This window comes from Sphingomonas sp. P3_C5, from assembly GCF_056402635.1.
Genome location: NZ_JBFUHA010000002.1, coordinates 125,725 through 146,363, shown reverse-complemented (window position 1 = coordinate 146,363; position 20,639 = coordinate 125,725). Strand labels below are relative to the sequence as shown.

22 protein-coding genes are annotated in these 20,639 nt (G+C 61.5%); 11 read left to right on the top strand and 11 right to left on the bottom strand.

Annotated features, from left to right (window positions below; all coding sequences use genetic code 11):
• Positions 1 to 34 precede the first annotated feature (34 nt).
• Together AC1DVS_RS06895 and AC1DVS_RS06890 are read right to left on the bottom strand one after the other, a co-directional pair.
• Positions 35 to 1,687, bottom strand: coding sequence for an inorganic phosphate transporter (locus tag AC1DVS_RS06895; protein WP_478021544.1), 1,653 nt, complete (start codon positions 1,685 to 1,687; stop codon positions 35 to 37).
• 58 nt (positions 1,688 to 1,745) lie between these two features.
• Positions 1,746 to 2,636 carry a LysR family transcriptional regulator gene (locus AC1DVS_RS06890; protein ID WP_478021542.1) on the bottom strand — a complete coding sequence of 297 codons (891 nt, stop codon included), beginning with the start codon at positions 2,634 to 2,636 and terminating at the stop codon, positions 1,746 to 1,748.
• A 133-nt stretch (positions 2,637 to 2,769) separates the two neighbouring features.
• On the opposite strand from AC1DVS_RS06890, the gene AC1DVS_RS06885 reads away from it, so the two are divergent.
• The 3 genes from AC1DVS_RS06885 to AC1DVS_RS06875 are packed head-to-tail and all read left to right on the top strand — an operon-like array spanning position 2,770 to position 4,481.
• Positions 2,770 to 3,315 (top strand): carboxymuconolactone decarboxylase family protein, encoded by a 546-nt coding sequence (locus AC1DVS_RS06885; RefSeq protein WP_478021540.1) that lies wholly within the window; start codon positions 2,770 to 2,772, stop codon positions 3,313 to 3,315.
• 57 nt (positions 3,316 to 3,372) lie between these two features.
• Positions 3,373 to 4,005 carry a pyridoxamine 5'-phosphate oxidase family protein gene (locus tag AC1DVS_RS06880; RefSeq protein WP_478021539.1) on the top strand — a complete coding sequence of 211 codons (633 nt, stop codon included), beginning with the start codon at positions 3,373 to 3,375 and terminating at the stop codon, positions 4,003 to 4,005.
• On the top strand, positions 4,002 to 4,481 hold the full coding sequence (locus AC1DVS_RS06875; RefSeq protein ID WP_478021537.1) for a DUF1348 family protein: 480 nt from the start codon (positions 4,002 to 4,004) through the stop codon (positions 4,479 to 4,481). The genes AC1DVS_RS06880 and AC1DVS_RS06875 overlap by 4 nt, the downstream gene beginning before the upstream one ends.
• Before the next feature lie 5 nt (positions 4,482 to 4,486).
• Here AC1DVS_RS06875 and AC1DVS_RS06870 read toward each other — a convergent pair whose 3' ends face one another.
• The 3 genes from AC1DVS_RS06870 to AC1DVS_RS06860 form a co-directional block, all read right to left on the bottom strand.
• Positions 4,487 to 4,792: a type II toxin-antitoxin system RelE/ParE family toxin gene (locus AC1DVS_RS06870; RefSeq protein WP_478021535.1), complete on the bottom strand. Its 306-nt coding sequence runs from the start codon at positions 4,790 to 4,792 to the stop codon at positions 4,487 to 4,489.
• Complete coding sequence (locus AC1DVS_RS06865) at positions 4,780 to 5,052, bottom strand: CopG family ribbon-helix-helix protein (RefSeq protein ID WP_478021534.1); 273 nt, start codon at positions 5,050 to 5,052, stop codon at positions 4,780 to 4,782. The genes AC1DVS_RS06870 and AC1DVS_RS06865 overlap by 13 nt, the downstream gene beginning before the upstream one ends.
• Before the next feature lie 99 nt (positions 5,053 to 5,151).
• Positions 5,152 to 5,547: a GFA family protein gene (locus tag AC1DVS_RS06860; RefSeq protein ID WP_478021533.1), complete on the bottom strand. Its 396-nt coding sequence runs from the start codon at positions 5,545 to 5,547 to the stop codon at positions 5,152 to 5,154.
• A 363-nt stretch (positions 5,548 to 5,910) separates the two neighbouring features.
• On the opposite strand from AC1DVS_RS06860, the gene AC1DVS_RS06855 reads away from it, so the two are divergent.
• Together AC1DVS_RS06855 and AC1DVS_RS06850 are read left to right on the top strand one after the other, a co-directional pair.
• Positions 5,911 to 8,211: an ATP-dependent helicase gene (locus AC1DVS_RS06855; protein ID WP_478021531.1), complete on the top strand. Its 2,301-nt coding sequence runs from the start codon at positions 5,911 to 5,913 to the stop codon at positions 8,209 to 8,211.
• Between the two features lie 208 nt (positions 8,212 to 8,419).
• Positions 8,420 to 8,806: a hypothetical protein gene (locus tag AC1DVS_RS06850; RefSeq protein WP_478021530.1), complete on the top strand. Its 387-nt coding sequence runs from the start codon at positions 8,420 to 8,422 to the stop codon at positions 8,804 to 8,806.
• 100 nt (positions 8,807 to 8,906) lie between these two features.
• On the opposite strand, the gene AC1DVS_RS06845 is transcribed toward AC1DVS_RS06850, so the two are convergent.
• The 3 genes from AC1DVS_RS06845 to AC1DVS_RS06835 all read right to left on the bottom strand — a co-directional run bounded on the left by AC1DVS_RS06845 (position 8,907) and on the right by AC1DVS_RS06835 (position 11,621).
• The gene (locus tag AC1DVS_RS06845) at positions 8,907 to 9,635 is read right to left on the bottom strand and encodes a hypothetical protein (RefSeq protein ID WP_478021528.1); all 729 of its coding nucleotides are present in this window, start codon (positions 9,633 to 9,635) and stop codon (positions 8,907 to 8,909) included.
• Positions 9,628 to 10,125, bottom strand: coding sequence for a hypothetical protein (locus tag AC1DVS_RS06840; RefSeq protein ID WP_478021527.1), 498 nt, complete (start codon positions 10,123 to 10,125; stop codon positions 9,628 to 9,630). The genes AC1DVS_RS06845 and AC1DVS_RS06840 overlap by 8 nt, the downstream gene beginning before the upstream one ends.
• Positions 10,126 to 10,376: 251 nt before the next feature.
• Complete coding sequence (locus AC1DVS_RS06835; RefSeq protein ID WP_478021525.1) at positions 10,377 to 11,621, bottom strand: alpha/beta hydrolase; 1,245 nt, start codon at positions 11,619 to 11,621, stop codon at positions 10,377 to 10,379.
• A 260-nt stretch (positions 11,622 to 11,881) separates the two neighbouring features.
• On the opposite strand from AC1DVS_RS06835, the gene AC1DVS_RS06830 reads away from it, so the two are divergent.
• Together AC1DVS_RS06830 and AC1DVS_RS06825 are read left to right on the top strand one after the other, a co-directional pair.
• Entirely contained in the window at positions 11,882 to 13,228 is a 1,347-nt protein-coding gene (locus AC1DVS_RS06830) for a serine hydrolase domain-containing protein (protein ID WP_478021523.1), read from the top strand.
• A gap of 742 nt (positions 13,229 to 13,970) precedes the next feature.
• Entirely contained in the window at positions 13,971 to 14,342 is a 372-nt protein-coding gene (locus AC1DVS_RS06825) for a hypothetical protein (protein WP_478021522.1), read from the top strand.
• A 222-nt stretch (positions 14,343 to 14,564) separates the two neighbouring features.
• Here AC1DVS_RS06825 and AC1DVS_RS06820 read toward each other — a convergent pair whose 3' ends face one another.
• Positions 14,565 to 14,873, bottom strand: coding sequence for a hypothetical protein (locus AC1DVS_RS06820; RefSeq protein ID WP_478021520.1), 309 nt, complete (start codon positions 14,871 to 14,873; stop codon positions 14,565 to 14,567).
• A 248-nt stretch (positions 14,874 to 15,121) separates the two neighbouring features.
• On the opposite strand from AC1DVS_RS06820, the gene AC1DVS_RS06815 reads away from it, so the two are divergent.
• From AC1DVS_RS06815 to AC1DVS_RS06800, 4 genes are all read left to right on the top strand, one after another.
• Complete coding sequence (locus AC1DVS_RS06815; RefSeq protein WP_478021519.1) at positions 15,122 to 17,182, top strand: putative bifunctional diguanylate cyclase/phosphodiesterase; 2,061 nt, start codon at positions 15,122 to 15,124, stop codon at positions 17,180 to 17,182.
• A gap of 523 nt (positions 17,183 to 17,705) precedes the next feature.
• A complete protein-coding gene (locus AC1DVS_RS06810; protein WP_478021517.1) occupies positions 17,706 to 18,074 on the top strand; it encodes a hypothetical protein in 369 nt (122 codons plus the stop codon).
• Positions 18,075 to 18,210: 136 nt separating this feature from the next.
• Positions 18,211 to 18,798 (top strand): hypothetical protein, encoded by a 588-nt coding sequence (locus AC1DVS_RS06805; protein WP_478021515.1) that lies wholly within the window; start codon positions 18,211 to 18,213, stop codon positions 18,796 to 18,798.
• A 95-nt stretch (positions 18,799 to 18,893) separates the two neighbouring features.
• Complete coding sequence (locus AC1DVS_RS06800; protein ID WP_478021514.1) at positions 18,894 to 19,346, top strand: hypothetical protein; 453 nt, start codon at positions 18,894 to 18,896, stop codon at positions 19,344 to 19,346.
• 39 nt (positions 19,347 to 19,385) lie between these two features.
• Here the strand turns inward: AC1DVS_RS06800 and AC1DVS_RS06795 are convergent, their stop codons facing one another.
• Positions 19,386 to 19,955, bottom strand: a complete 570-nt coding sequence (locus AC1DVS_RS06795) for a hypothetical protein (protein WP_478021512.1) — start codon at positions 19,953 to 19,955, stop codon at positions 19,386 to 19,388.
• Positions 19,956 to 20,089: 134 nt separating this feature from the next.
• Positions 20,090 to 20,467, bottom strand: a complete 378-nt coding sequence (locus AC1DVS_RS06790) for a hypothetical protein (RefSeq protein ID WP_478021511.1) — start codon at positions 20,465 to 20,467, stop codon at positions 20,090 to 20,092.
• Between the last annotated feature and the right edge of the window lie 172 nt (positions 20,468 to 20,639).

Here is a 20,639-nt window from a genome sequence, read left to right as displayed (position 1 = left end):
CGCGTGGAGGGGCCTAAATGGGACTATAAAAGGGTTATCGCGCGCCAAACCCGTCCAGCAGGGTCAGCAACAGCCAGTAGAGCCCGCCCGAGAGCAGCATCGCCGCCGGCAGCGTCATCACCCAGGCCAGCGCCATATTGGTGATCGTCCGCGCCCGCAGGCCCGATCCGTTCGCCACCGAAGCACCGGCAACCCCGCTCGACAGGATATGCGTGGTCGAAACCGGCAGCGCGAACTGATCGGCCAGCATGATGGTAACCGCGGCGACCAGCTCGGCCGAGGCGCCCATGCCATAGGTAAGGTGGCTCTTGCCGATTCGCTCGCCGACGGTGACCACGATTCGCTTCCAGCCGATCATCGTGCCGAGCCCGAGCGCGATTGCGACGATGATCTTCACCCAGAGCGGGATATAGCGCGTGCCCTGCTCCAGGCCCTTCTGGTACGCGCCGATCGCCTTCAGCTCGCCGGGCGAGAAGGTCGCGGCCGCGACCTTGTCCTTCACCACCAGTTGGGCCGTGCCGAGCACCAGATACATGTCGTTGCGCAGGTTCGGCGTCGCCTTGGCCGGCACATTGCCGAGCGAGCCGTAATTGCCGATTCGCTGGCTCACATCGCGCGAGAGCAAACCGATCGCGGTGTAGACGGTCGGGTTGGCCGCCTGCCGCGCTTCGAGCGCACGAGTCAGCACAGCGCGTGCCTCAGGCAGATCCGCCACCACCGCATCGCCGCCATGCGCGGCAAAGGCGTTCCCGGCAGCCGTCGCGGTCTGGACAAAGGCGGGCGTGGCGCTCGCGGGCACCGTCCGGTTGAGCGCATAGGCAGTCGGCGCGCAGCCGATCAGGATCAGCATGATCAGCCCCATGCCCTTCTGCCCGTCATTGCTGCCATGGAAGAAGGAAACCGCGGTGCAGGTCGCGATCAGCGTCGCGCGGATGCCGCGAGGCGGCGGCGCGTTGCCCACCGGCTCGCGGTAGAGTTTCGGGTTACGCAGCACGAGCTTCATCATCAGCAGCAGGAGCAGCGAGCCGACAAAGCCGACCAGCGGGCTGAACAGCAGCGCCGACAGCACTTTCTCAGCCTGCGCCCAGTCGACGCCCGAGGTTCCGTTGGTGCTCGCCGAGAGCAGCTGGTTGGCAAGGCCGACGCCGAGGATCGAGCCGATCAGCGCATGGCTGGAGGAATTGGGCAGCCCGACGAACCAGGTCGCGAGGTTCCAGATCACCGCCGCCAGCAGCAGCGCGAAGATCATCGCGAAGCCCGAATTGCTGCCGACATGCAGGATCAGGTCCACCGGCAGCAGAGTGACGATCGAATAGGCCACCGCCCCGCTCGACATCATCACGCCGAGAAAGTTGAAGAAGCCCGACCACACCACCGCGACCGGCGCGGGCAGCGAATGCGTATAGATCACTGTCGCCACCGCATTGGCGGTGTCGTGGAAGCCGTTCACGAACTCGAAGCCGAGCGCGATCAGCAGCGCGAGCCCGAGGAACAGGAACACGCCGGTCGCCATGGTCTCGCCGACCTGGCTCGTGTCCACGAAGATGCTGAAGCCGGCATAGGCGAACGCGCCCACCAGCACCGCCAGGAACGCCCAGCGCCCGGCAGCCGGCAATGACGTGTCGAGCCGCGGCCCGTTCGATGCGCGCGCGGCCGACTCGGGGCGCGCAGAATAGGTTGTTGCCATGACCCGACTCGCTTCGCGCGCTTGTGTGACAGGTTGATGACAATCGCCTTGATCGCGGTCAAGGATCGGCGGTGAGCGGCCCTAGCCCGGCAAAATGCGTCCGCGCGCCCTCGATGAACGCCCGCACATTGACCGCCGCGCCACGACCGGCCTGATAGACGAGGTGAACCGGCAGCGCCGGCGGCGCGGCCACGCCTAGCACCTGCACCAGCTCGCCCGCCGCGATCGAGTCGATCGCCTGATAGGACAGCACGCGCGCGATCCCCAGCCCGGCCGCCGCCGCCGCGATCGCCGCATCGGCGCTGTTCACCACCAGCCTGGGGCTGATCCGGATCGCGGGCTTGCCCGCCGGGCCGAACCGCCACTCGCTCTCGGCGTCCAGGCCGGCGAAGGAAATCAGGTCATGGTCGTGCAGCGCCGGCACATTGGCAGGCACACCCCGCGCCGCCAGATAGGCCGGGCTGGCAACGAGGATGCGGCGCACCTCGGCAACCTTCAGCGCATGAAGCGCGCTGTCCGACAGGTCCCCGATCCGCACCGCGATATCGATCCCCTCATCGACCAGCCGCACCACGCGGTCGCTGAGCGTCAGCCGAATCGAAAGCGCCGGATGATCGTGGAGCAGCCCCATCACCACCGGCAATATGTGCAACCGCCCGAACACGACCGGCGCGGTGATCACCATCGTGCCGCCCGGCGAGGCACCAGCGCCGCGGAGCGCCAGCGCGGCATCGTCGAGTTCGGCCAAAGCGGCGCGGCACCGCTCCAGATAGGCAGCGCCGTCCTCAGTCAGCCGCACTGACCGCGTCGTGCGCCGCAGCAAACTCGTGCCGAGCGATGCCTCCAGCGCCGCCACCGCCCGGCTCGCCGCCGTCGGCGATATCCGCATCCGTCGCGCCGCCTCGGCAAAGCTCGCCTGGTCGGCGACCGCGACAAAGGTCCTAAGCATATCGAGCCGATCCATAATTATCCCGATTTCTGCATGAGTGAAGTGTCAATGAAGCGGATTATCACAAAACGCGCTCGCTGCCATCTTCAGTGCAGCAGATGGCAAGCCGCTATCGCCAACCGGAGAACAGCCTATGTCACGCCTCACCATCCCCGCCCGCGAAGATGCCCCCGCAAAATCCCAGCCGCTGCTCGATGCCGTCGAGAAGCAACTCGGTGTCGTCCCCAATCTCTTCCGCCTCGTCGGCAACAGCCCGGCCGCGCTCGAAGGCTATCTCGGCCTCAACGGCGCGCTCGGCCGCACCCTCGACGCAAAGACCCGCGAGCGGATCGCGCTCGCCATCGCCCAGGCCAATGGCTGCGATTATTGTTTGTCGGCGCACAGCTATCTCGGCCTCAACCTCGCAAAGATCGACGAGACCGAGATCGCGCTCAACCGCGCCGGCCATTCGGGCGATGCGAAGGCCGATGCGGCGGTCGTCTTCGCGCGGAAGGTGCTCGATGCCCGCGGCAAGGTCAGCGACGGCGATATCGCCGCGGTGCGCCTCGCCGGCTTCACTGAGGCACAGGTGATCGATATCACCGCTACCGTCGCGCTCAACGTGCTGACCAACTATATCAACAATGTCGCTGAAACCGACATCGACTTCCCCGTCGTCCTCGCGGCCAAGGCAGCGTGACGGCACCGCCGGCGGGTCCCCCCTGCCCGCCGGCGCACCCATTTTGGGAGTTCCATCATGGCCTATGGTTTCCTCGATATCGCCACCACCCCGAGCGTCCACGCCGCCCAGGTCGCGAACGGCAGCGCCGGGCTTTACGACAGGGCCGGCGCGCACCGCGTCTTCGATCGCTTCGGCCCATCGGAAGCCGCCTTCATCGCCGCACGCGACAGCTTCTATATGGCGAGCGTCTCGGAGACCGGCTGGCCCTATGTCCAGCATCGCGGCGGACCGGCCGGCTTCGTCAAGCTGATCGACGAGACGACGCTCGCCTTCGCCGATTTCCGCGGCAACCGCCAATATATCAGCCTCGGCAACACCAACGCCAACAATCGAGTCGCGCTGATCTTCATGGACTATCCGAACCGCCGCCGGATGAAGCTCTACGCCCATATCGAAGCCCGCGACCTGGCCGACGATCCCGAACTCGCCGAAAAGCTGGCGCTCCCCGGCTATCGCGCGGTGCCCGAGCGCGCCTTCCTGCTCCATCTCGAGGCGTTCGACTGGAACTGCCCCCAGCACATCACGCCGCGCTTCACTGAAGCCGAGATTGCCGCCGCCGTCGCGCCGCTCCAGACTCGCCTCGAAGAACTCGAAGCCCAGAACCACGCGCTCCGCGAAAAGCTCGCCGCCAGGAAGGACCCAGCATGACGACCACCGAAACGCCCCGCCCACCCTTCCCGCCCTTCACCCGCGAAACCGCGCTGGTGAAGGTCCGCGCCGCCGAGGATGCCTGGAACAGCCGCGACCCAGCCCGCGTCGCGCTCGCTTACACCGAGGACAGCGACTGGCGGCACCGCGACGTGTTCCTGAAGGGCCGCGCTGCGATCGTCGATCTGCTCACCGCCAAATGGGCCGATGAGGAGGAGTATCGCCTGGTCAAGGATCTCTGGGCGTTCGAAGGCAACCGCATCGCCGTCCGCTTCCAGTTCGAATGCCGCAGGGCGGGCCAATGGTACCGCTGCTACGGCAACGAACAATGGGAGTTCGCCGAAAACGGCCTGATGCGCAGGCGCGAGGCCTCAGTGAACGACGTGCCCATCGCAGAGGCCGATCGCCGCTTCCTGTGGGACGCGCCAGGGCCGCGTCCGCTCGACTATCCGGGACTGAGCGGCGTGGACGGGTAGCGCCGTCACGCCCCTCCCTGATATGCCCCTTCGCGCTGGTGCCGGAAGGCGAGCACATAAACGGCGTCGTCCTCGGGCTCGTGGCGATACAGCGCTACATAGCCCGAGTCCCCGAACCTGATCACCAGTTCGCGAAGCCTGGAGTCGAGCTCGAACGGCCGGCCGATGACGGGGTTGGCCTGCAGCGCAGCAAAGCTGGTCGCAATCGCTTGCCCGGCGCGTTTCGCCGCATCGGGGCTCTTGCCGATCAGGAACCGGCGGCACCGCGCCATCCCCAGCGCGCCGCCTTCGGTAACGATCAGTCGTGGCACTCGGGAAGCCCAGTCTCCGCTTCAGTGCCCCAATCACTCAGCCAGGCGGTAACCTCTTCGCCGGTCAGATGCCGCCCGGTTTCCCTAAACGCAGTCCACGACGCCATCGCTTCCTGCCTGAAGCTTTCCCGCGCTTCCTCATGCTCGACATATTGCCTGATCGCCTCACGCATGATCCAGTGCGGCGAACGATCCCGCTGGGCCGCGAGTTGCTGGACCCGGCCCTTCAGCTCGTCGTCGATCTTCAGCGAGGTAGCCATTGGTGCTTCCGGTATCGAGAGGTATCACCTATTGATATAGACGAAAGGCGGCAAACTGACAACGCCCCCTTGATTCCTTCCCGGTACGGGAGGAGTCCCTCACTGCCCCGGATAGCGCTCGAATGTCGGCAGATCGGCAATGCCGTCCATCCAGCCGAGCTTGTCCGCCACCTGCACATGGATCGCGGGCGGATGCCCGGCCGCATCGTCGAGCGTCGAGGACTGGATGTCGATGATCCCCGGCAACATCTCGGCATTGGTATAGAACAGCCCCGTGCCGCAGGTGCCGCAAAATTGCCGCCGGCCATGGTCCGATGAGGCATAGGTCACCGTCTCGCCGGTGATCGTCACCTGCTCAGCCCGCATCGCCATCCACCCGACCATCGGCGCGCCCGCCGAGTGGCGGCAATCCTCGCAATGGCACAGCGCGTGATACACCGGCGTCCCTTCCGCGGCATAGCTGACCGCCCCGCAATGGCATCGTCCCGTCGGCATCGGCAATCCCTCCTTGTTTCCCGTTTTGTTCCACAACCCTCGCCGCCACGCAAGCCCCTTAGGTCCTCCCGCGGAACGGCTCCCCTAGGTTCCTCCCCGGCACGGGGAGGGGGACCGCCCCGCTACTTCAGCGGGGTGGTGGAGGGGCTTGGAGCGCGGCTGCGCTGCCTCACGCGGCGACAAGTCGAATTGCGCTGAAGCGACTCGGGCGCGGGCGTCGCGCTCCAAGCCCCTCCACCATTCGCCGGAAGAGGCGAATGGTCCCCCTCCCCGTTCCGGGGAGGAACTTGGGTCCCGAGCAAGCTCGGGGAGGAACTTAGTAGGCGCTTGCCCCCCGCCGCCCCGTTCCCTACCTGTTCACCGATGAGTCTCCCCGCGCCAACCCCTGCCGATCCGCCTTACCTGTCAGGCCTCAACGCCCCGCAGCGCGAAGCCGTGCTCACCACCGAGGGCCCGGTCCTCGTCCTCGCCGGAGCCGGCACCGGCAAGACGGCCGCCCTTACCGCCCGCCTCGCCCACCTTCTCTTCACCAAAAAAGCCTGGCCCTCCGAAATCCTGTCGGTCACCTTCACCAACAAGGCCGCGCGCGAAATGCGCCACCGCGTCGGCAAGCTCGTCGGCGATGTCGTCGAGGGCATGCCCTGGCTCGGCACCTTCCACGCGATCGGCGCGAAGATGCTGCGCCGCCACGCCGAGCTGGTCGGGCTGCAATCCAACTTCACCATCCTCGACACCGACGATCAGCTCCGCCTGCTGAAACAGCTCATCCAGGCAGCCGATCTCGACGAGAAGCGCTGGCCCGCCCGCCAGCTCGCCGGCCTGATCGACGGCTGGAAGAACAAGGGCCTCACCCCAGCCGATATCGATGCCGGCGAAAGCGAGCTCTACGCAAACGGCCGCGGCCAGGAGATGTACCGCGCCTATCAGGCCCGCCTCATCGCCCTCAACGCCTGCGATTTCGGCGACCTGCTGCTCCACATGCTGACCATATTGAAGCGCGATCGCGAGGTGCTCGCCAATTACCAGAGCCGCTTCAAATATATCATGGTCGACGAATATCAGGACACCAACAGCGTCCAGTATCTCTGGCTCCGCCTGCTCGCCCAGGAGCGCAAGAACCTCTGCTGCGTCGGCGATGACGACCAGTCGATCTATAGCTGGCGCGGCGCCCAGGTGGAAAACATCCTGAAGTTCGAAAAGGACTTCCCCGGCGCCAGGGTCATCCGCCTCGAACAGAATTACCGCTCCACCCCGCACATCCTCGCCGCCGCCAGCGGAGTCATCGCCAACAATAGCGGCCGCCTCGGCAAGACGCTCTGGACCGACGAGCAGGAGGGCGAGAAGGTCAAGGTCCTCGGCGTATGGGACGGCCCCGAGGAGGCGCGCCGGGTCGGCGAAGAAATCGAGGCCTGTCAGCGGTCGGGCAAGAGCATCGACGACATCGCCATCCTCGTCCGCGCCCAGCACCAGACCCGCGAGTTCGAGGACCGCTTCATCAGCATCGGCATGCCATACCGGATCGTCGGCGGCTTCCGCTTCTACGAGCGCGCCGAGATCCGCGATGCCCTCGCCTATCTGCGCGTCGTCGCCCAGCCCGCCGACGATCTCGCCTTTGAGCGCATCGTCAACGTCCCCAAGCGCGGCCTTGGCGACAAGGCGGTGCAGAAGGTCCACCAGCTCGCCCGCGCCGAGAACGTCCCCCTCACCGTCGCCGCCGCGCGCATCCTCGATACCGACGAGCTCACCGGCGCCGCCCGCCGCGCGCTCGGCAATCTCGTCGGCGACATGGCGCGCTGGCGCAGCATGGCGTCCGAGCTGCCCCATCCCGAGCTCGCCCGCCAGATCCTCGACGAGAGCGGCTATACCGGCATGTGGCAGGCCGAGAAATCAGCCGAGGCAGCCGGCCGGCTCGAGAACCTCACCGAGCTCGTCCGCGCGATGGAGGAATATGAGAATCTCGGCGCCTTCCTCGAGCATGTCAGCCTGGTGATGGACAACGAGGCCCAGGCCGACGAGGCCAAGGTGACGATCATGACGATCCACGCCGCCAAGGGCCTCGAGTACGACACCGTCTTCCTGGTCGGCTGGGAGGAAGGCCTGTTCCCCTCGCAGCGCGCGCTCGACGAGGGCGGCAATGCCAGCCTCGAGGAGGAACGCCGCCTCGCTTATGTCGCGATCACCCGCGCGAGACGCCGCGCGGTCATCCTCCACGCCGCCAACCGCCGCATCTACGGCCAATGGACCAGCTCGCTCCCCAGCCGCTTCGTGAACGAGCTGCCCCATGCGCATATCGAGAGCGAGAACAGCATGTCCGGCGGCGAAAGCCTGTGGCGCGCCAACTGGTCCGAACGCGCCGATCCCTTCGCGGACGTGGCGCGCGGCACCGGCAGAGGCCCGGGCTGGCAGCGCGCTGCGGGGGTTAACCCGGGTGGGGGCTTCACCAGCCGCACGTTTACGCGCGAGCCGTCACGAGTGGTGGAGGCGCGGGCGAGCGCGGTGAGTATCGGGAACAAGGGCCGCGACGATCTGTCGGTGGGGATGCGCGTGTTCCACCAGAAGTTCGGTTACGGCGAGATTGCCGAGATCGAGGGGAACAAGCTTGAGATTGATTTCGAGAGTGCTGGGCGGAAGCGGGTTATGGATAGTTTTGTTAGCTTGGGGTGATGGAACAGCTGACTCTTAATCAAGGGCTCCTTGGTTCGAGCCCAGGCGCGTCCACTATTTTCACTGCAATAACAGATACTTACTGCCAACTACGGGGGCTATTACAGCACCGCGCTAGTGCTGTGTAAGAGCAGTGTAAGAGTTGCCTACGGGCTTCGCTGGTAATCGGGTAGTGGTGACGATATGCTCCTCGCACAGGGAGAGCATCATGAAGTTCATCGTTGTCGTAAGAGAGATCGGGCGTACTAAGCCGGACTACAGCCTCGAATTTGAGGCGCCTGTCCTGCCGTCAATCGGATCCTATTTGTCGATCCACCGACCGGACAAGGTGCATGGCCACACGGAAGATCTGGTAGTGCGCCATATCTGGTGGCGGCTTCATCACCCTGAGACAGGGGGTTTCGGTAGTGACCCGGCGAAAGTGGGTTCGGTCGTCGACATTCAGGTTGAATGTGACCAAGCAATTGGACCGCATTCACTCGACCGCTGGCGTTCGACTTTGGAGGCCGCACGAGAACGCGGTGTCGAGGTCGAAGAGTTCAACTTGTCGCGATTCGCAATCTCTGAGGCGGATTTAGACAAACGGAATGCCTGATCGGATAGGGGTCGGGGTAGCGGTCAATTGTTGGCCGTCTCCGGCCCCATCCCTCACTTTTAAAACGCGCGCGAAATTACGCGATTTGTATTCGGCCAAGTCAGGCTGGAAACTGCTCGAAGACGTTTAGAATGAGGGTCTCGATGTGACTGGCGACCATGTTGGGGCCGGTCTTGAGGCTGTTCGGATGGCCACACCCATTCCGAAGCTTCAACGCCTTCGCCAGCTCCTCCTTCACATTCTTGCCGATCACGCCAATTGGAACGAGCCGGTCAAGAAAGTCGGACTCCTGCATCTTTGCCAGGCCATCCTCATTTACGGCCGCCTTCCATTTAGTGCTGACCTTATATGCCTCGGCATTGAAGGCGGCGAGGTGATTGGCGACGACCTCGCGATACAGGACGTCCACCGCAGCCACCCACGACATGACAATCGCCGAGCGATAGAGCTTCGCCTCATGACACTTAATGGCTTCCTCCACGAATGCGCGCGTGGTCACGTTTTGGACATTGTCCAGGTGCTTCCGCAAATCGGCTGCAACCTGCATCGCTGCAGGGCTGATCGACTCCACGCCGAGATTGCGAAGATGGTTCTTACCGGATTCCGCAAGTTCCCAACCTGCCGGTATGCGGATCGCTAAACCCCCGCTTCGGCTCAGGAGCTGAGACAGGTTCCACTTCTTCGGAAGTTTGAAACCAGCCTCCTCCGCACGTGAGCGTAAGTCGGCAAGCTGCACAGGCTGATCGAAGGTGGCAAGTATGAGCAGTAGCTTATCGCGCGCCTCAAGCTTGCGATGAAGCCAGTCCTTCAGTCCTGAAGTATCAAGCAAGCTGGGCTGCCAGCTTCTGATGCTCTTCCGAATTGAGCGAGTAAACCCCATCACCGATCTGATTGAACTTCGCGCCCACTAAAGTTCCGAGGATTTTACTCAGGTTGCCCGACATGTTGGCGCTGTAATGCATTGTCGCCTTCTTCATCGTATCGAGCAACTCAGTCCTCGTGAATGTTTCTTTGCCCTCACAAATCTGGAGCGTGGCGGCCGCGCTTACAGCAAGTTCCGAACCAGTCTTTGCCTTCAACTTCTGCGCCACGCTATTAACGTGCAACTTCGGTCCATATCCGCTGCCCCCATTATTGGCCGGCGCCGGTGTTGGAGGCTCCGCTGGGGCGTGTGGTTCGCCGCCTTCCGCAAGAATAGGAACTTTAAACAGAGTCTCGATGTGAGAAAACAGGTCCTTTATGTCAGTAACGGCCAGTTCGGTCTCGCCCTCGTACTCGAACTCAACCGGACCAGCTTTGATTCGAACCCTAGCAACCATGGAATATCCCCTTTTCGCCGCCGCCCTAACGGTTGGGAAGAAGATGGGGAACTTCTCAAAAAAGTCAAGTAGAAGGCGAAAAATGACTTTTCTTACTTAGTTTGTGCGTATCAAATTTGCTGGTGCGAGGAAAAGCGGGTCTTCTGAATTACTTGTTTGGAACTACTGTACAGGTGCAATAACCCTTATTATCCCGCGTTGCTGGTAGTTTGGACATATTGCACCTGTCTCCGTTACTCCCAGGCTGAGCGTTACCGCACGTGTCCCATCCCCTTGCCACCTTTCGACGACAGCGTATCTCGAAGCCAGTCGCCAACGAGTGTCGCAAGGCGAGGCGATCCGAGGTACGGGCCCAGGTTCGCCACCTCATCCGGCGCGCCTGTGACCGCGCCTTCCTGGAACGAGTGGCCGAGCCCGTCCAGCATCACAACGCGAGCGCGGCGGTTGTTCGCCAAAGCTGCCCGTGCCGCAGGTGCGTCGGCCGCATACGGATCCTTGGTCCCGAAGATCGCTAGAACCGGCATGTGCAGGGCCTTGAGATCGGAGGCCGAGCGAAACGTGTTTGCCTTCCATGTCTGTGGAACGTCGATCATCGTGAGCGCCTGTTCCGCCTGCGGGCGCGGGAACCCCGCTGCCTCGAACCGGTCGACAGCGTTCGCATGAAGGCGGGCGATCGTTTCCGCATCCCTGCTGTCCACGTGAGCCTGGAGCAAAGCCATGACCGCATCCACCGCCGGAACGACGAGGGAATCGCGGCCGCCGGGGATCATCTTCATCATCTGCCTGTAACACCCCTCCCGCACGTAAGGCAGCCCGTCGCCAACAGCGCCCCCCAGCGTCACCACGGCCGCGATGTGGGGATCGGCAGCCGCCACCGCGGGCGCGACCACACCGCCCTGGCTATGGCCGACCAGCGCAATGCGGCTGCCGACGATGTCCGGGCGATGGCGCATCGCCGCGACGGCGGCGGCCGCGTCCACGCTCAGCGGCTCGACATCCTCCTCGTAGGTGCCCGTCGACTGCCCGGTCCCGCGCTTGTCATATTCCAGGGCAGCTATGCCGTCGGCGGTCAGTCGCTTGATGATCTCGGAAAAGTCACCACGGGCGTTGCGTCCAATCCTCCCAATTAGCACGGCCAGGGGATACGGACCCTTGCCGTGCCCTGCCGGCAGGTACAGCGTTCCCGCCAGGACAACACCCGGTTCGGATGAAATGCGAACATCGGAGGCGATCGCCCCGGGCACGGTCGGGCCAGCGCCGCTCGACGAGGGTTCGCCGACCTCTGCCGGCGGCCGCACTGCCACTACTGCGCGACCCGGCACTGCGCTATCAATTGTGTGGCGATGTGCCGTGCCTTGGGCCAGCCAGCGATCCGCTCCGACCGTCTTCGGCGGCTGCGCCTCTACGCGGCCCGCGATGCCTGTCGCGAGAAGTGGGAGAAGGGCCGTCAGCAGCCGTAGCGCGACGCGGCGGGACACATTGGTCTTGGCTCTCATCACTGTTCCACAGCAGGCGCGGCGCAAGCGCCAATCCAGATCGACAGTGCTAGCGCTAGCGCAAGTCTTCGCATTGGCCCCTCCTTGATTTTGGTCATGATATCACATAACGAATTACGATCAAGCTGTGGCTCGAAGCACGCGATTCCAGCTGTTGGATGCCGGCGTACGTGATCCATGCGTTGGGCTTCCGTGACATGCAGCCCCTGTCCTTCCTTTCGGCAACGTAATAAGTTGCCCGGATATTTGAGGGGGAAACCATGCGGATCTCGCGACGCGAATTCACGATCGGCGCGGCGTCGCTCGCTGTTCCCGGTGAGCTTGTTTCCGTACCGACCCATGCTCAAACGCCGAGCCCCGCCGGCCAGGCGCCCCTCTATCCTGATGCTGCCGCCTCGGACCCGGTCGCGCTGGGGTGGATGCAGGGGACGCCGCCGCCGCCCGAGCGGCAGATCCGGTTCGAGGATGGAAGCTTTCTGCGCTTCCCGCAGCAGCGCTGGACCTTCTCGCACTGGCGCCAGTTCCGCCCGACGGTGAAGATTGCGCGCGGGGGGCCCGTGACCGTGCTGCCCCGCGCCGAGCGCGCCGATCTGGATGCGGTCACCTTCACGCCCATCGGGGCGGCGGCCCCGATGACGTGGCGAGAGTCGCTATCGGCCAACTACACCGATGGCATCGTCGTCCTGCACAGGGGCCGGATCGTCTACGAACGCTATCTGGGCGCCTTGCGGCCTGACGGCGAGCACATCGCCTTCTCGGTCAGCAAGTCGCTCTTCGGGACGATCGGCGCGATGCTGGTCGGCGAAGGCAAGCTCGATCGCGATGCGGCGGTGGTGCGCACCATCCCCGAGCTGGCCGGCAGCGGGTTCGCCGACGCGACGGTCGGCCAGGTGATGGATATGACCACGGCGCTGAACTTCACCGAGGACTATGTCGGCACCAGCGGGGACTTCGCAGCCTATCGACTGGCGCGCGGAACCGCGCCGCTTCCCCCCGGATATGACGGGCCGAATTCGGCCTATGCGTTCGATCAGCGCATCGCGAAGAATGGCGAGCATGGCCGCGCCTTCGTCTACCGGTCGCCCAATGCCGACATATTGGGATGGCTCATCAGCCGCGTCGAATCCAAGCCGCTGGATCAGGTGGTGAGCGAGCGGATCTGGAGCCGGATCGGGGCCGAGGCCGAGGCCTGTTTCCACGTTGACCCGAGCGGCGTTCCGCATGCCGCCTCCGGCCTCAACTGCTGCCTGCGCGATCTCGCCCGCTTCGGCGAGATGATGCGCGGAAACGGGCGCATCAACGGGCGGCAGGTCGTCCCGGCCGCAGTGATCGAGCGGATTCGCAAGGGCGGCGACCCCGCCAGGTTCAGCGGCTACGCCACCCTGCCCGGCTGGAGCTATGGCAACCAGTGGTGGCACGCCCATGACGCGCACGGCGCCTACATGGCCCGCGGCACCTATGGGCAAGCGATCTATATCGATCCCACGGCCGAAATGGTGATCGCCCGCTTCGCTTCGCATCCGCTGGCCGGCAATGTGAACCTGGATCCGACCTCGCTTCCGGCCTACCGGGCTATGGCCGAGCATTTGATGAGGGTGGGGCGGTAGAGGTTTGTCGATTCCCGCTAACGTCTGCAATGGGTCGGTAGTTGCGGAGTGAAAAGGCGTCAGAGTGATTACTGCCCGCGCCGGATATTTAGTCGAGATGGCAGGCGGTGACCATGAAGCGCAAACAAGCTGAAAGGGTATCCTGACTCAGCGCGAAAGACGGCATTTTGGCGAACGTGAAATATCGCGCTTAGTCATTTAAACTTCTTTGGGAGATCTTCATTGGATATAGAAAAAGAAACCATTAAAAAATAGAAAATATCCTCGGCCGTGAACTTACCGATGACGAACACGGGAATGTCGACAATTTTTTATCATTTACTGATTCCGATAAATTGGAAATTTCTGCCCTAGGAAAGAAAAGTCTTGTCTATGCAATTTCCTATATTATGCTTAGGCTCAAAGCCGGGGCTAGCCTGAGATCTTCCAAATCATATTATACGTCGGTAGTTGACGAAGGAATCCCCGCGCATGAGTGGATGGAAGAACTCGAATAGCCCCGAAGGCTACGCGTTGCCGGCGAGTCCTCGAATTACGGTGCCACGTGCAATTACCCCTTATTTGCCCTGCGTTGACAGTATCTTAGGAGGATATTGCACCTGTCGCCGTTACGCCAATTTAGACAGCTGACTCTTAATCAGCGGATCCTCGGCCTGAGCACGCACTCAAATGTTCGATGCATTGCAAGCCAACCCGCTTAACGGATACGAGCGGGTGGATAATCGAAAGCGGGGCCTCAACTGTGGAACGTCCGAACGCGATCATCTGGTTTGAGCGCTGCTACCTCGGCGCATTTGCCATCAAGCTCGTTTTGACAATCATAAACTGGCGCAGCGCAGATAGTGCGGGAGCGCAGGTTGGTATAACGATCGCGCTGCTTCTGTGGTTCGGCGTCATGTACCGTCACTCCAACGTATCCCGGTGGATCATCGTCACATTCGCCATCATCACGACAATCTGGACGTGTATCAGTGCAGCAGCAGGCGCCTATGGTTGGGTTATGGGCATTGTCCTGTTTGTGACAGTGATATTGAACCTGACGGCCGCTTTGCAGTTGATCAGCGCCAACGCTGAAGCTTGGTTTCAAAAACTCCCTGGCGACGAAAGTGCGTAGCGCACGCGCAGGCATCTCGGTGGCAGTGCACTTAATTGTCTATCGCCCCCGGTAACCGCGCCTCTAAGCCTGAGATAAGGTGCGCTGTCATCGGGATCTACCTGACCGTCAGTGCCCATTGCTGGCCTCCTCCGCGAGACGTTTCCGTCGCTCCAGCACGCTCAGATCCTGTTTGGCCCGCCGAATGTTGCGCCATTCTTCCGCCACGCTCAGCGATCTGATTCAGTAGACGCCGTTCACTTCCTCGGCGATGTCTTCATCGACGGTATCGAGCGCCGCCGCGCCCTCGCGCCCGGCCAGCCACGCACGGACGATTGCGCGACGGTGGCTGACCTTCCGCTCGGCAACGGCGAGCTGGTGTCCTTCGAACCCGATCGGATGGTCATGCTGTCCGGCGAGGGAAGACGAGCGGTAAAGCTCCAGGTCGGACCGCGGATCATCGCGAGCATGCGCCGAGCTGGCCAGGAAGAACAGCGATAGTGCCGCAAGTCCGTCGCGAACGCCTCGGTAAGAAAACTCCAGCCGCTTCATATATTCCCCTCTCGATCTGGCGCGGATCGACATTCCCGCCCTGTCGGAACGCGTCGGCCGCAAGCTCGGTTGGAGCTGACGGTGCGCTCAACCGCTAAAGGCGGAAAGTTCGGCGCGCACGGGGCACCGTAGTACCCCGTAATACCCAACCTCAAATCTCGGCCATAAGCGCTGACGGGGACACCCATAAGCTGAGAGCGTTCCCCAGAGTAAACTGGATTTAAATGTCACAGTGGGTGGAGCGCGCCATGGCTGTTGAGATCAAGACGATCGTAGATACTATACCCTATGGTATCGCCGTCCTGGATGCTGACCTCAACCTGTCACTCGCGAATTCAAGTCTCGTGGAGATGTTGAACGTCGGAAGCGACGAGCCTCCCTCAAGATTTCTCCAAAAGCTTCGAGATTCTTCGCCGCTTGTTGGCACTGATTCCAGTGCATCAGACGATCCATACATAACCTGGCATAAAAATCTTCTCGCCGGTCAGGAATTTGAAGACAGGCTGGCGCTTGAAGATGGGCGGGTGATGACCGCAAACTATCGACCGCTGCCAAACAAAGGCTGGCTGATTCTGGTCGACGATTCTGATGCGCGCGTAGATGCAAGGGCCGTCATCGCCTTGCAGCATCAGCGCATGAACGCAGCGCTGGGAAACATGCCCCATGGTGTATGCATGTTCGACGCAAAAACGAACCTGATCCTGTGCAATGCGGCCTATGCCCGACTCTACGACCTGCCGCCGTCCCTGACGCTTTCCGGCACCCCTCTCTCCGCGATCCTGGAATATCGCAAATCGGTCGGCAACGCCCCCCAGGACATGTCGACCTATTTCGATGTCAAGGTCGAAGCAGCCGTTCGGGGCGCCGTCGCCGCCACCGAGATCAGGCTTGCGGATGGCAGAACGATCCGGATCAATCATAATCCCCTGCCGGAGGGAGGCTATGTTGCGACGCATGAAGACATTACGCCGTCCGTGCGCGCCGCGGAGCAGATCACGTTCATGGCGCGTCATGATCCCCTGACCGGCCTTTGCAACCGTACCCTCCTTCGCGAAAAGCTCGAACATGAAATGACATTCTCGCGATCCAAGCGACCGATTGCCGTCGCCTGCATCGATCTGGATCATTTCAAGGACGTCAATGACACGCTCGGCCATCCAGTCGGCGATCAACTGCTCAGGGCGGTTACCGACCGCATTCAAGCCTGTGTGCGTTCTGCCGACACTCTGGCCCGGTTCGGCGGCGATGAATTTGTCGTCCTGATGGCTGATACGTCGTCCCGATCAGAAGCCAGCGTGGTAGCCGGTCGAATCATCGACGCTGTAGCGCTGCCCTTTGACCTCGGCGGACACCGTGTCGAAATAGGCGCGAGCATTGGCCTGGCACTATCACCCGTCGACGGGACTACGGCAGACGCGTTGATCAGTCATGCTGACCTGGCGCTTTATCGTGCAAAGGCTGACGGTCGCGGTGTCTTCCGCTTCTTCGAAAGTGACATGGACGTCAAGAAGCAGGAGCGACGGCGCCTGGAAATGGAATTGCGGCAGGCCATCCGCCTGGAGCAGTTCGAAGTCTATTATCAGCCGGAGATAGATGTCCCGACCGAGACCCTTTTGGGGTTTGAAGCGCTGCTGCGTTGGCATCATCCCGAACGCGGCCTGGTTGCTCCCAATGACTTCCTTCCTCTGGCCGAGGAAACCGGCTTGATCGTCCCGATCGGCGAATGGGTCATGAGACAAGCCTGTCGCGACGCGGCCACCTGGCCAGGCAACCTCAAGGTTGCGGTCAATGTTTCAGGCGCGCAATTCAAAAGCCGGGCATTGGCGCACACCGTGATATCCGCCCTGGCCGAGTCCGGCTTGAACCCCGCACGCCTGGAATTCGAAATCACCGAATCCGTTTTGCTGGCCGATACGGAATTTGCCCTGGCGACATTGCATCACATAAAATCACTGGGCGTCCAGATTGCCATGGACGATTTTGGTACCGGCTATTCCTCTCTCAGCTATTTGCGCCTGTTTCCCTTCGACAAAATCAAGATCGACCAATCCTTCGTCAACGAATTGTCTCTCAATGGCGATGCGGCGGCGATCGTGCGCGCGGTGATCGCACTGGGCGCGAGTCTCGGTATCACCACCATAGCCGAGGGTGTCGAGACGGAAGCGCAAATGAGAGCGCTGATTGCTGAAGGTTGCAACGAAGCTCAGGGATATCTGATTGGACGCCCCGTGCCGGCAAGCGAACTCAAGCGCTTTTTCCCTCGCAGCAACATTATCCGATTGCCCAATACCAAACGGCGCAAGGCCTGACTTCGAGCTGCTGCCCGTTCCTGGACAACCGGGCTGGACGTCATCCGCGCCGACCGCACATGTACAATGTTCTGTACAGATAGGAAATGTCAGTGACCCCTCATGACATTCCCAACAGCGGCGGAGACAAATGACCGCCGTCCCCACCTGCCTCGCCCCATGCTGTGGCTGCGATAGCCCCCCGATAGGCATGACATAATTATCCAACGGGCGGGCGCGGTTTTCCGCACATTCCCCTCGTTGTTGCCCCTTTCGGCACCCGAAGGCCGCGCCGAATTATGTCACACGTCCAACATATCCGCCGCGAACGCGCCCCCGCGATTCAACCCGTGCCTGAAATCGCCCATAGCGACACCCGCGATCCGTCCAAATCGGTGCGCGCCGTTCTTTGACATGACTGGAATTCGGTCGGCACAGTGCGCTGGACTGCGGTTACGGTAACTGGCGCAAATGCCCCCAAAAGTCGAAGGTGCAAACCCAGGTCCGACTGGCAGCGGAATGCGGTTTATGATAGAGTCTGGACGTGAGATTGTCCGCCCAACAGTTCGCCGGCCGCGAATCTTATCGCGCTGCAAGTGCCATCCTGTTGCTTTTGTCCTTCGTTTTTCCGTTGGCCCTGGCGTTCGCCGGGGTGTCCAGTCTGGTCAGTTTCGCAATAGGCTTTCCCGCCTGCATCGTGCTGGTGGTCGTTACCTTTCACAGGCTGCGAGATGCCTCTATCTCGGCGGGCTGGCTCATCCCGATGATCGTGATCATCAATGTCGGCCCGTTTTGGCAGGGTCCTGACTCAACCAGGGTCTATTTGAGCAGCGTGATTGCTTTTTTAATTCCAGTCGCAATCGGCTGGTGGGCACCGTCCAGAAGCGGCGCGACACCCGCGAGAGCGGGATGATGCAGCTTTAACGACAGTTACGGTGAGTTACGGTGCCAGTGCACTTAACTACCGCCCCAGGGAGTTACGGTGCCAGTGCACTTAACTACCGCCCCAGGCGTCTTGATCGTAGCGATGCGCGTGTTACCGTCCCGGAATGTTCGGGAACGATAATTTCGAGCGCGTACGTCAGATTTTCGCGGATCAGTTCGAACCCGATGGCGCGGGGTTTTTGTATCGCAAGAGTTTGAAACGTGCACCGATCCGGGTGACCGACGCCGAGCGCGACGGTTTCATCCGCACGTTCAACCGTCGGTTGCGCTACGCGGCCTGGTCGATCTTGCCGACTACGATCCTGTTGATCCTGCTGTTGGCGTTGTTCGTGCCCGACATGGATGGCGTCTCCGGTCAGGTCGCCCTGTGGGCGGGAATAGGGCTCATTCTGGCGCCCTTCCTTCTGGTCTATCGTTGGGCCTGGAATGCACCATCACGCGAGCTTGAACGCCGAACGCCGGTCGGGAAGGAGAGGAATCGGGAGGAAATGCGGCAGGTCATGTTCGCCCGAATGACCTATGGACAACTGGGCTCTGTGGTGGCCGTCGCCTTCGTCCTGGTGCTGCGCGTATCGAGCAGGAATGACGTGCTTCACGGATGGGGCATGCTGTGGCTGGTCCTTGCGGCAGCGTTGACCATAGGCGCCGGCATTCAGGCATTTCGCAAATGGCGCCGGGAACGCGAGAGATAGGGTAAATCCCGGGAATCTCAGACGACTGTTTTTCGCCCGCGTCGACCACACCGACCTATATTATGGACATTTCCGGGATGGCACATACTCATGGAGTGAAGGTCGGTTTGATAGCGGCGGCAGGCATGCTTTGCGCAAGCTGCGCCTCCACAACGCACCGACAAGCCGCGAACCTTCCGCTTTTCGATCAGGCTGTTCCTTTTTGCGAGATGATGAACAACCGGCAATCGTATCTGGGCCGCGAGATCCTGGTCCGGGCATTCTGGGTCTCGAACAATCATGGCAGCCAGATCTTCGACGATGACGGGAATTGTCCGAGACAAGCCATATGGCTTCGCGGCTCGGCGGATCGGCCAGATGACCAGCGGGCGGCCAGGATAGTCTCTCGCCAGCTGCGCCGCGAGCATTATCCGGAGGTTGTGCTGAGCGGAAGTCTCCGGAAAAAAAGCCGTTGCTCCCAGGACGGAGTCGATGGCTGCTTCGAGTATTTTTTTGGCGACGTTCGGATCATCGCGGCAAGAGGCGGTCGCGCGTTTCACATTCTCTGAGCCCGTTGCGGTGACCAGCGCAACTGTCCAAAAACTCCATCAGCTTATCGGAATCTCCTGCAGAGGAAATTTTTGCATTTGTGATTCCCCAATCACGGAGAAATCATCGGTACCGTCATGTAGCCCGTGAGAAGCGATGAAGCTCTTGCCGCGAGGAAAGCTAAATCGCAAACCAACCTCACTGGGACGCGAGCGCTGCTTCGCGTTCATATCCTCACGTTTGAGGATCGAGGTGCCGGTTACGGGAAGCCCCGAAAATTGCCCCCAGAAAGAAGTCGCAAACTCTCCAATATGAGAAATAGCGAACAACTCGCTGTCATCGGCGAGTGTACCTATATTTTTTCTTTCAGCTGAAGCTTCATCCCAAACGATCACGCTGTTTAAGGAAGAATCACTCCCCACACCCAAAATCGTACCATCTGTAAAATAGATTGCAAATGGACCTGCAGTCAGAGAAAAGGCCATCCTGTCCTTAATGCCACATTCGCTCCCAACCTGGGATGGGGGCCACCAGCTGTATCTGACAAGTTTGGCAACGATCTTGCCATTAAGCTCTATAAGCAAATCCTTCGCCGCTGACGGAACGGATACTATAGAATTTTCATCCATTTAAATGGCCCATTTTCTGAGCAGATTGGATGAGCCGATCGGTCACCCCGGGGGGGGTGACCGCGCTCCCGACACGGCCTGTACAAGTTTCGCTGAAATATCGCGAAAATGCTCCGCCCGCCGACAACCGAGCTCTAAATGCTTATGTCGTCATCATTCCAGCGGCTGACCCGGACCGGGATCTTTTGACCTGGCTCGACCGTGTAGAATTCCGCCCATGAGGAAGTATATTCTACTTTGCCTTCGTGCCACTTCGCGTCGGGCGTCTGATAGCGCACGGTCACCTCTGCAGTGCCATCGATATCTCCGCCGTGCCGTTTCGCCGGGTTACGCTTGATTTCGAGGAACGCATCTTCCCCGCTGCAATCGCGCTTCAACACGATCGTCTGGTGCCTCGCCCGTTTATAGTCACACAACCAGTCGACGGATTTTACCTCAGCCATCTGAAAATGCGTTGTCAGCCCATTGAAGATTGTGAACGTGATCCAAAGCAGGATGAAACCTACGACCATTGCGCCGCACACTCTCCAACTCGGCAAAAATATTATTGTCATGAACGCCCCCGCCATCAATCAGCGCAGGCATAGGCTCCTCACCCTACCAGGTAATTAAGCTCTGCCGTCCTCATAGCTGGCGCGCGACGTCCGTCACACGGTTCCAAAAACCCGGCCCTCGCCCCTACGC

Bases quoted from the DNA above. Each gene is read 5' to 3' on its own strand.
- AC1DVS_RS06895 (WP_478021544.1), bottom strand. From the start codon at position 1,687: ATGGCAACAACCTATTCTGCGCGCCCCGAGTCGGCCGCGCGCGCATCG.
- AC1DVS_RS06890 (WP_478021542.1), bottom strand. From the start codon at position 2,636: ATGCTTAGGACCTTTGTCGCGGTCGCCGACCAGGCGAGCTTTGCCGAG.
- AC1DVS_RS06885 (WP_478021540.1), top strand. From the start codon at position 2,770: ATGTCACGCCTCACCATCCCCGCCCGCGAAGATGCCCCCGCAAAATCC.
- AC1DVS_RS06880 (WP_478021539.1), top strand. From the start codon at position 3,373: ATGGCCTATGGTTTCCTCGATATCGCCACCACCCCGAGCGTCCACGCC.
- AC1DVS_RS06875 (WP_478021537.1), top strand. From the start codon at position 4,002: ATGACGACCACCGAAACGCCCCGCCCACCCTTCCCGCCCTTCACCCGC.
- AC1DVS_RS06865 (WP_478021534.1), bottom strand. From the start codon at position 5,052: ATGGCTACCTCGCTGAAGATCGACGACGAGCTGAAGGGCCGGGTCCAG.
- AC1DVS_RS06860 (WP_478021533.1), bottom strand. From the start codon at position 5,547: ATGCCGACGGGACGATGCCATTGCGGGGCGGTCAGCTATGCCGCGGAA.
- AC1DVS_RS06855 (WP_478021531.1), top strand. From the start codon at position 5,911: ATGAGTCTCCCCGCGCCAACCCCTGCCGATCCGCCTTACCTGTCAGGC.
- AC1DVS_RS06850 (WP_478021530.1), top strand. From the start codon at position 8,420: ATGAAGTTCATCGTTGTCGTAAGAGAGATCGGGCGTACTAAGCCGGAC.
- AC1DVS_RS06840 (WP_478021527.1), bottom strand. From the start codon at position 10,125: ATGGTTGCTAGGGTTCGAATCAAAGCTGGTCCGGTTGAGTTCGAGTAC.
- AC1DVS_RS06835 (WP_478021525.1), bottom strand. From the start codon at position 11,621: ATGAGAGCCAAGACCAATGTGTCCCGCCGCGTCGCGCTACGGCTGCTG.
- AC1DVS_RS06830 (WP_478021523.1), top strand. From the start codon at position 11,882: ATGCGGATCTCGCGACGCGAATTCACGATCGGCGCGGCGTCGCTCGCT.
- AC1DVS_RS06820 (WP_478021520.1), bottom strand. From the start codon at position 14,873: ATGAAGCGGCTGGAGTTTTCTTACCGAGGCGTTCGCGACGGACTTGCG.
- AC1DVS_RS06815 (WP_478021519.1), top strand. From the start codon at position 15,122: ATGGCTGTTGAGATCAAGACGATCGTAGATACTATACCCTATGGTATC.
- AC1DVS_RS06805 (WP_478021515.1), top strand. From the start codon at position 18,211: ATGTTCGGGAACGATAATTTCGAGCGCGTACGTCAGATTTTCGCGGAT.
- AC1DVS_RS06795 (WP_478021512.1), bottom strand. From the start codon at position 19,955: ATGGATGAAAATTCTATAGTATCCGTTCCGTCAGCGGCGAAGGATTTG.
- AC1DVS_RS06790 (WP_478021511.1), bottom strand. From the start codon at position 20,467: ATGGTCGTAGGTTTCATCCTGCTTTGGATCACGTTCACAATCTTCAAT.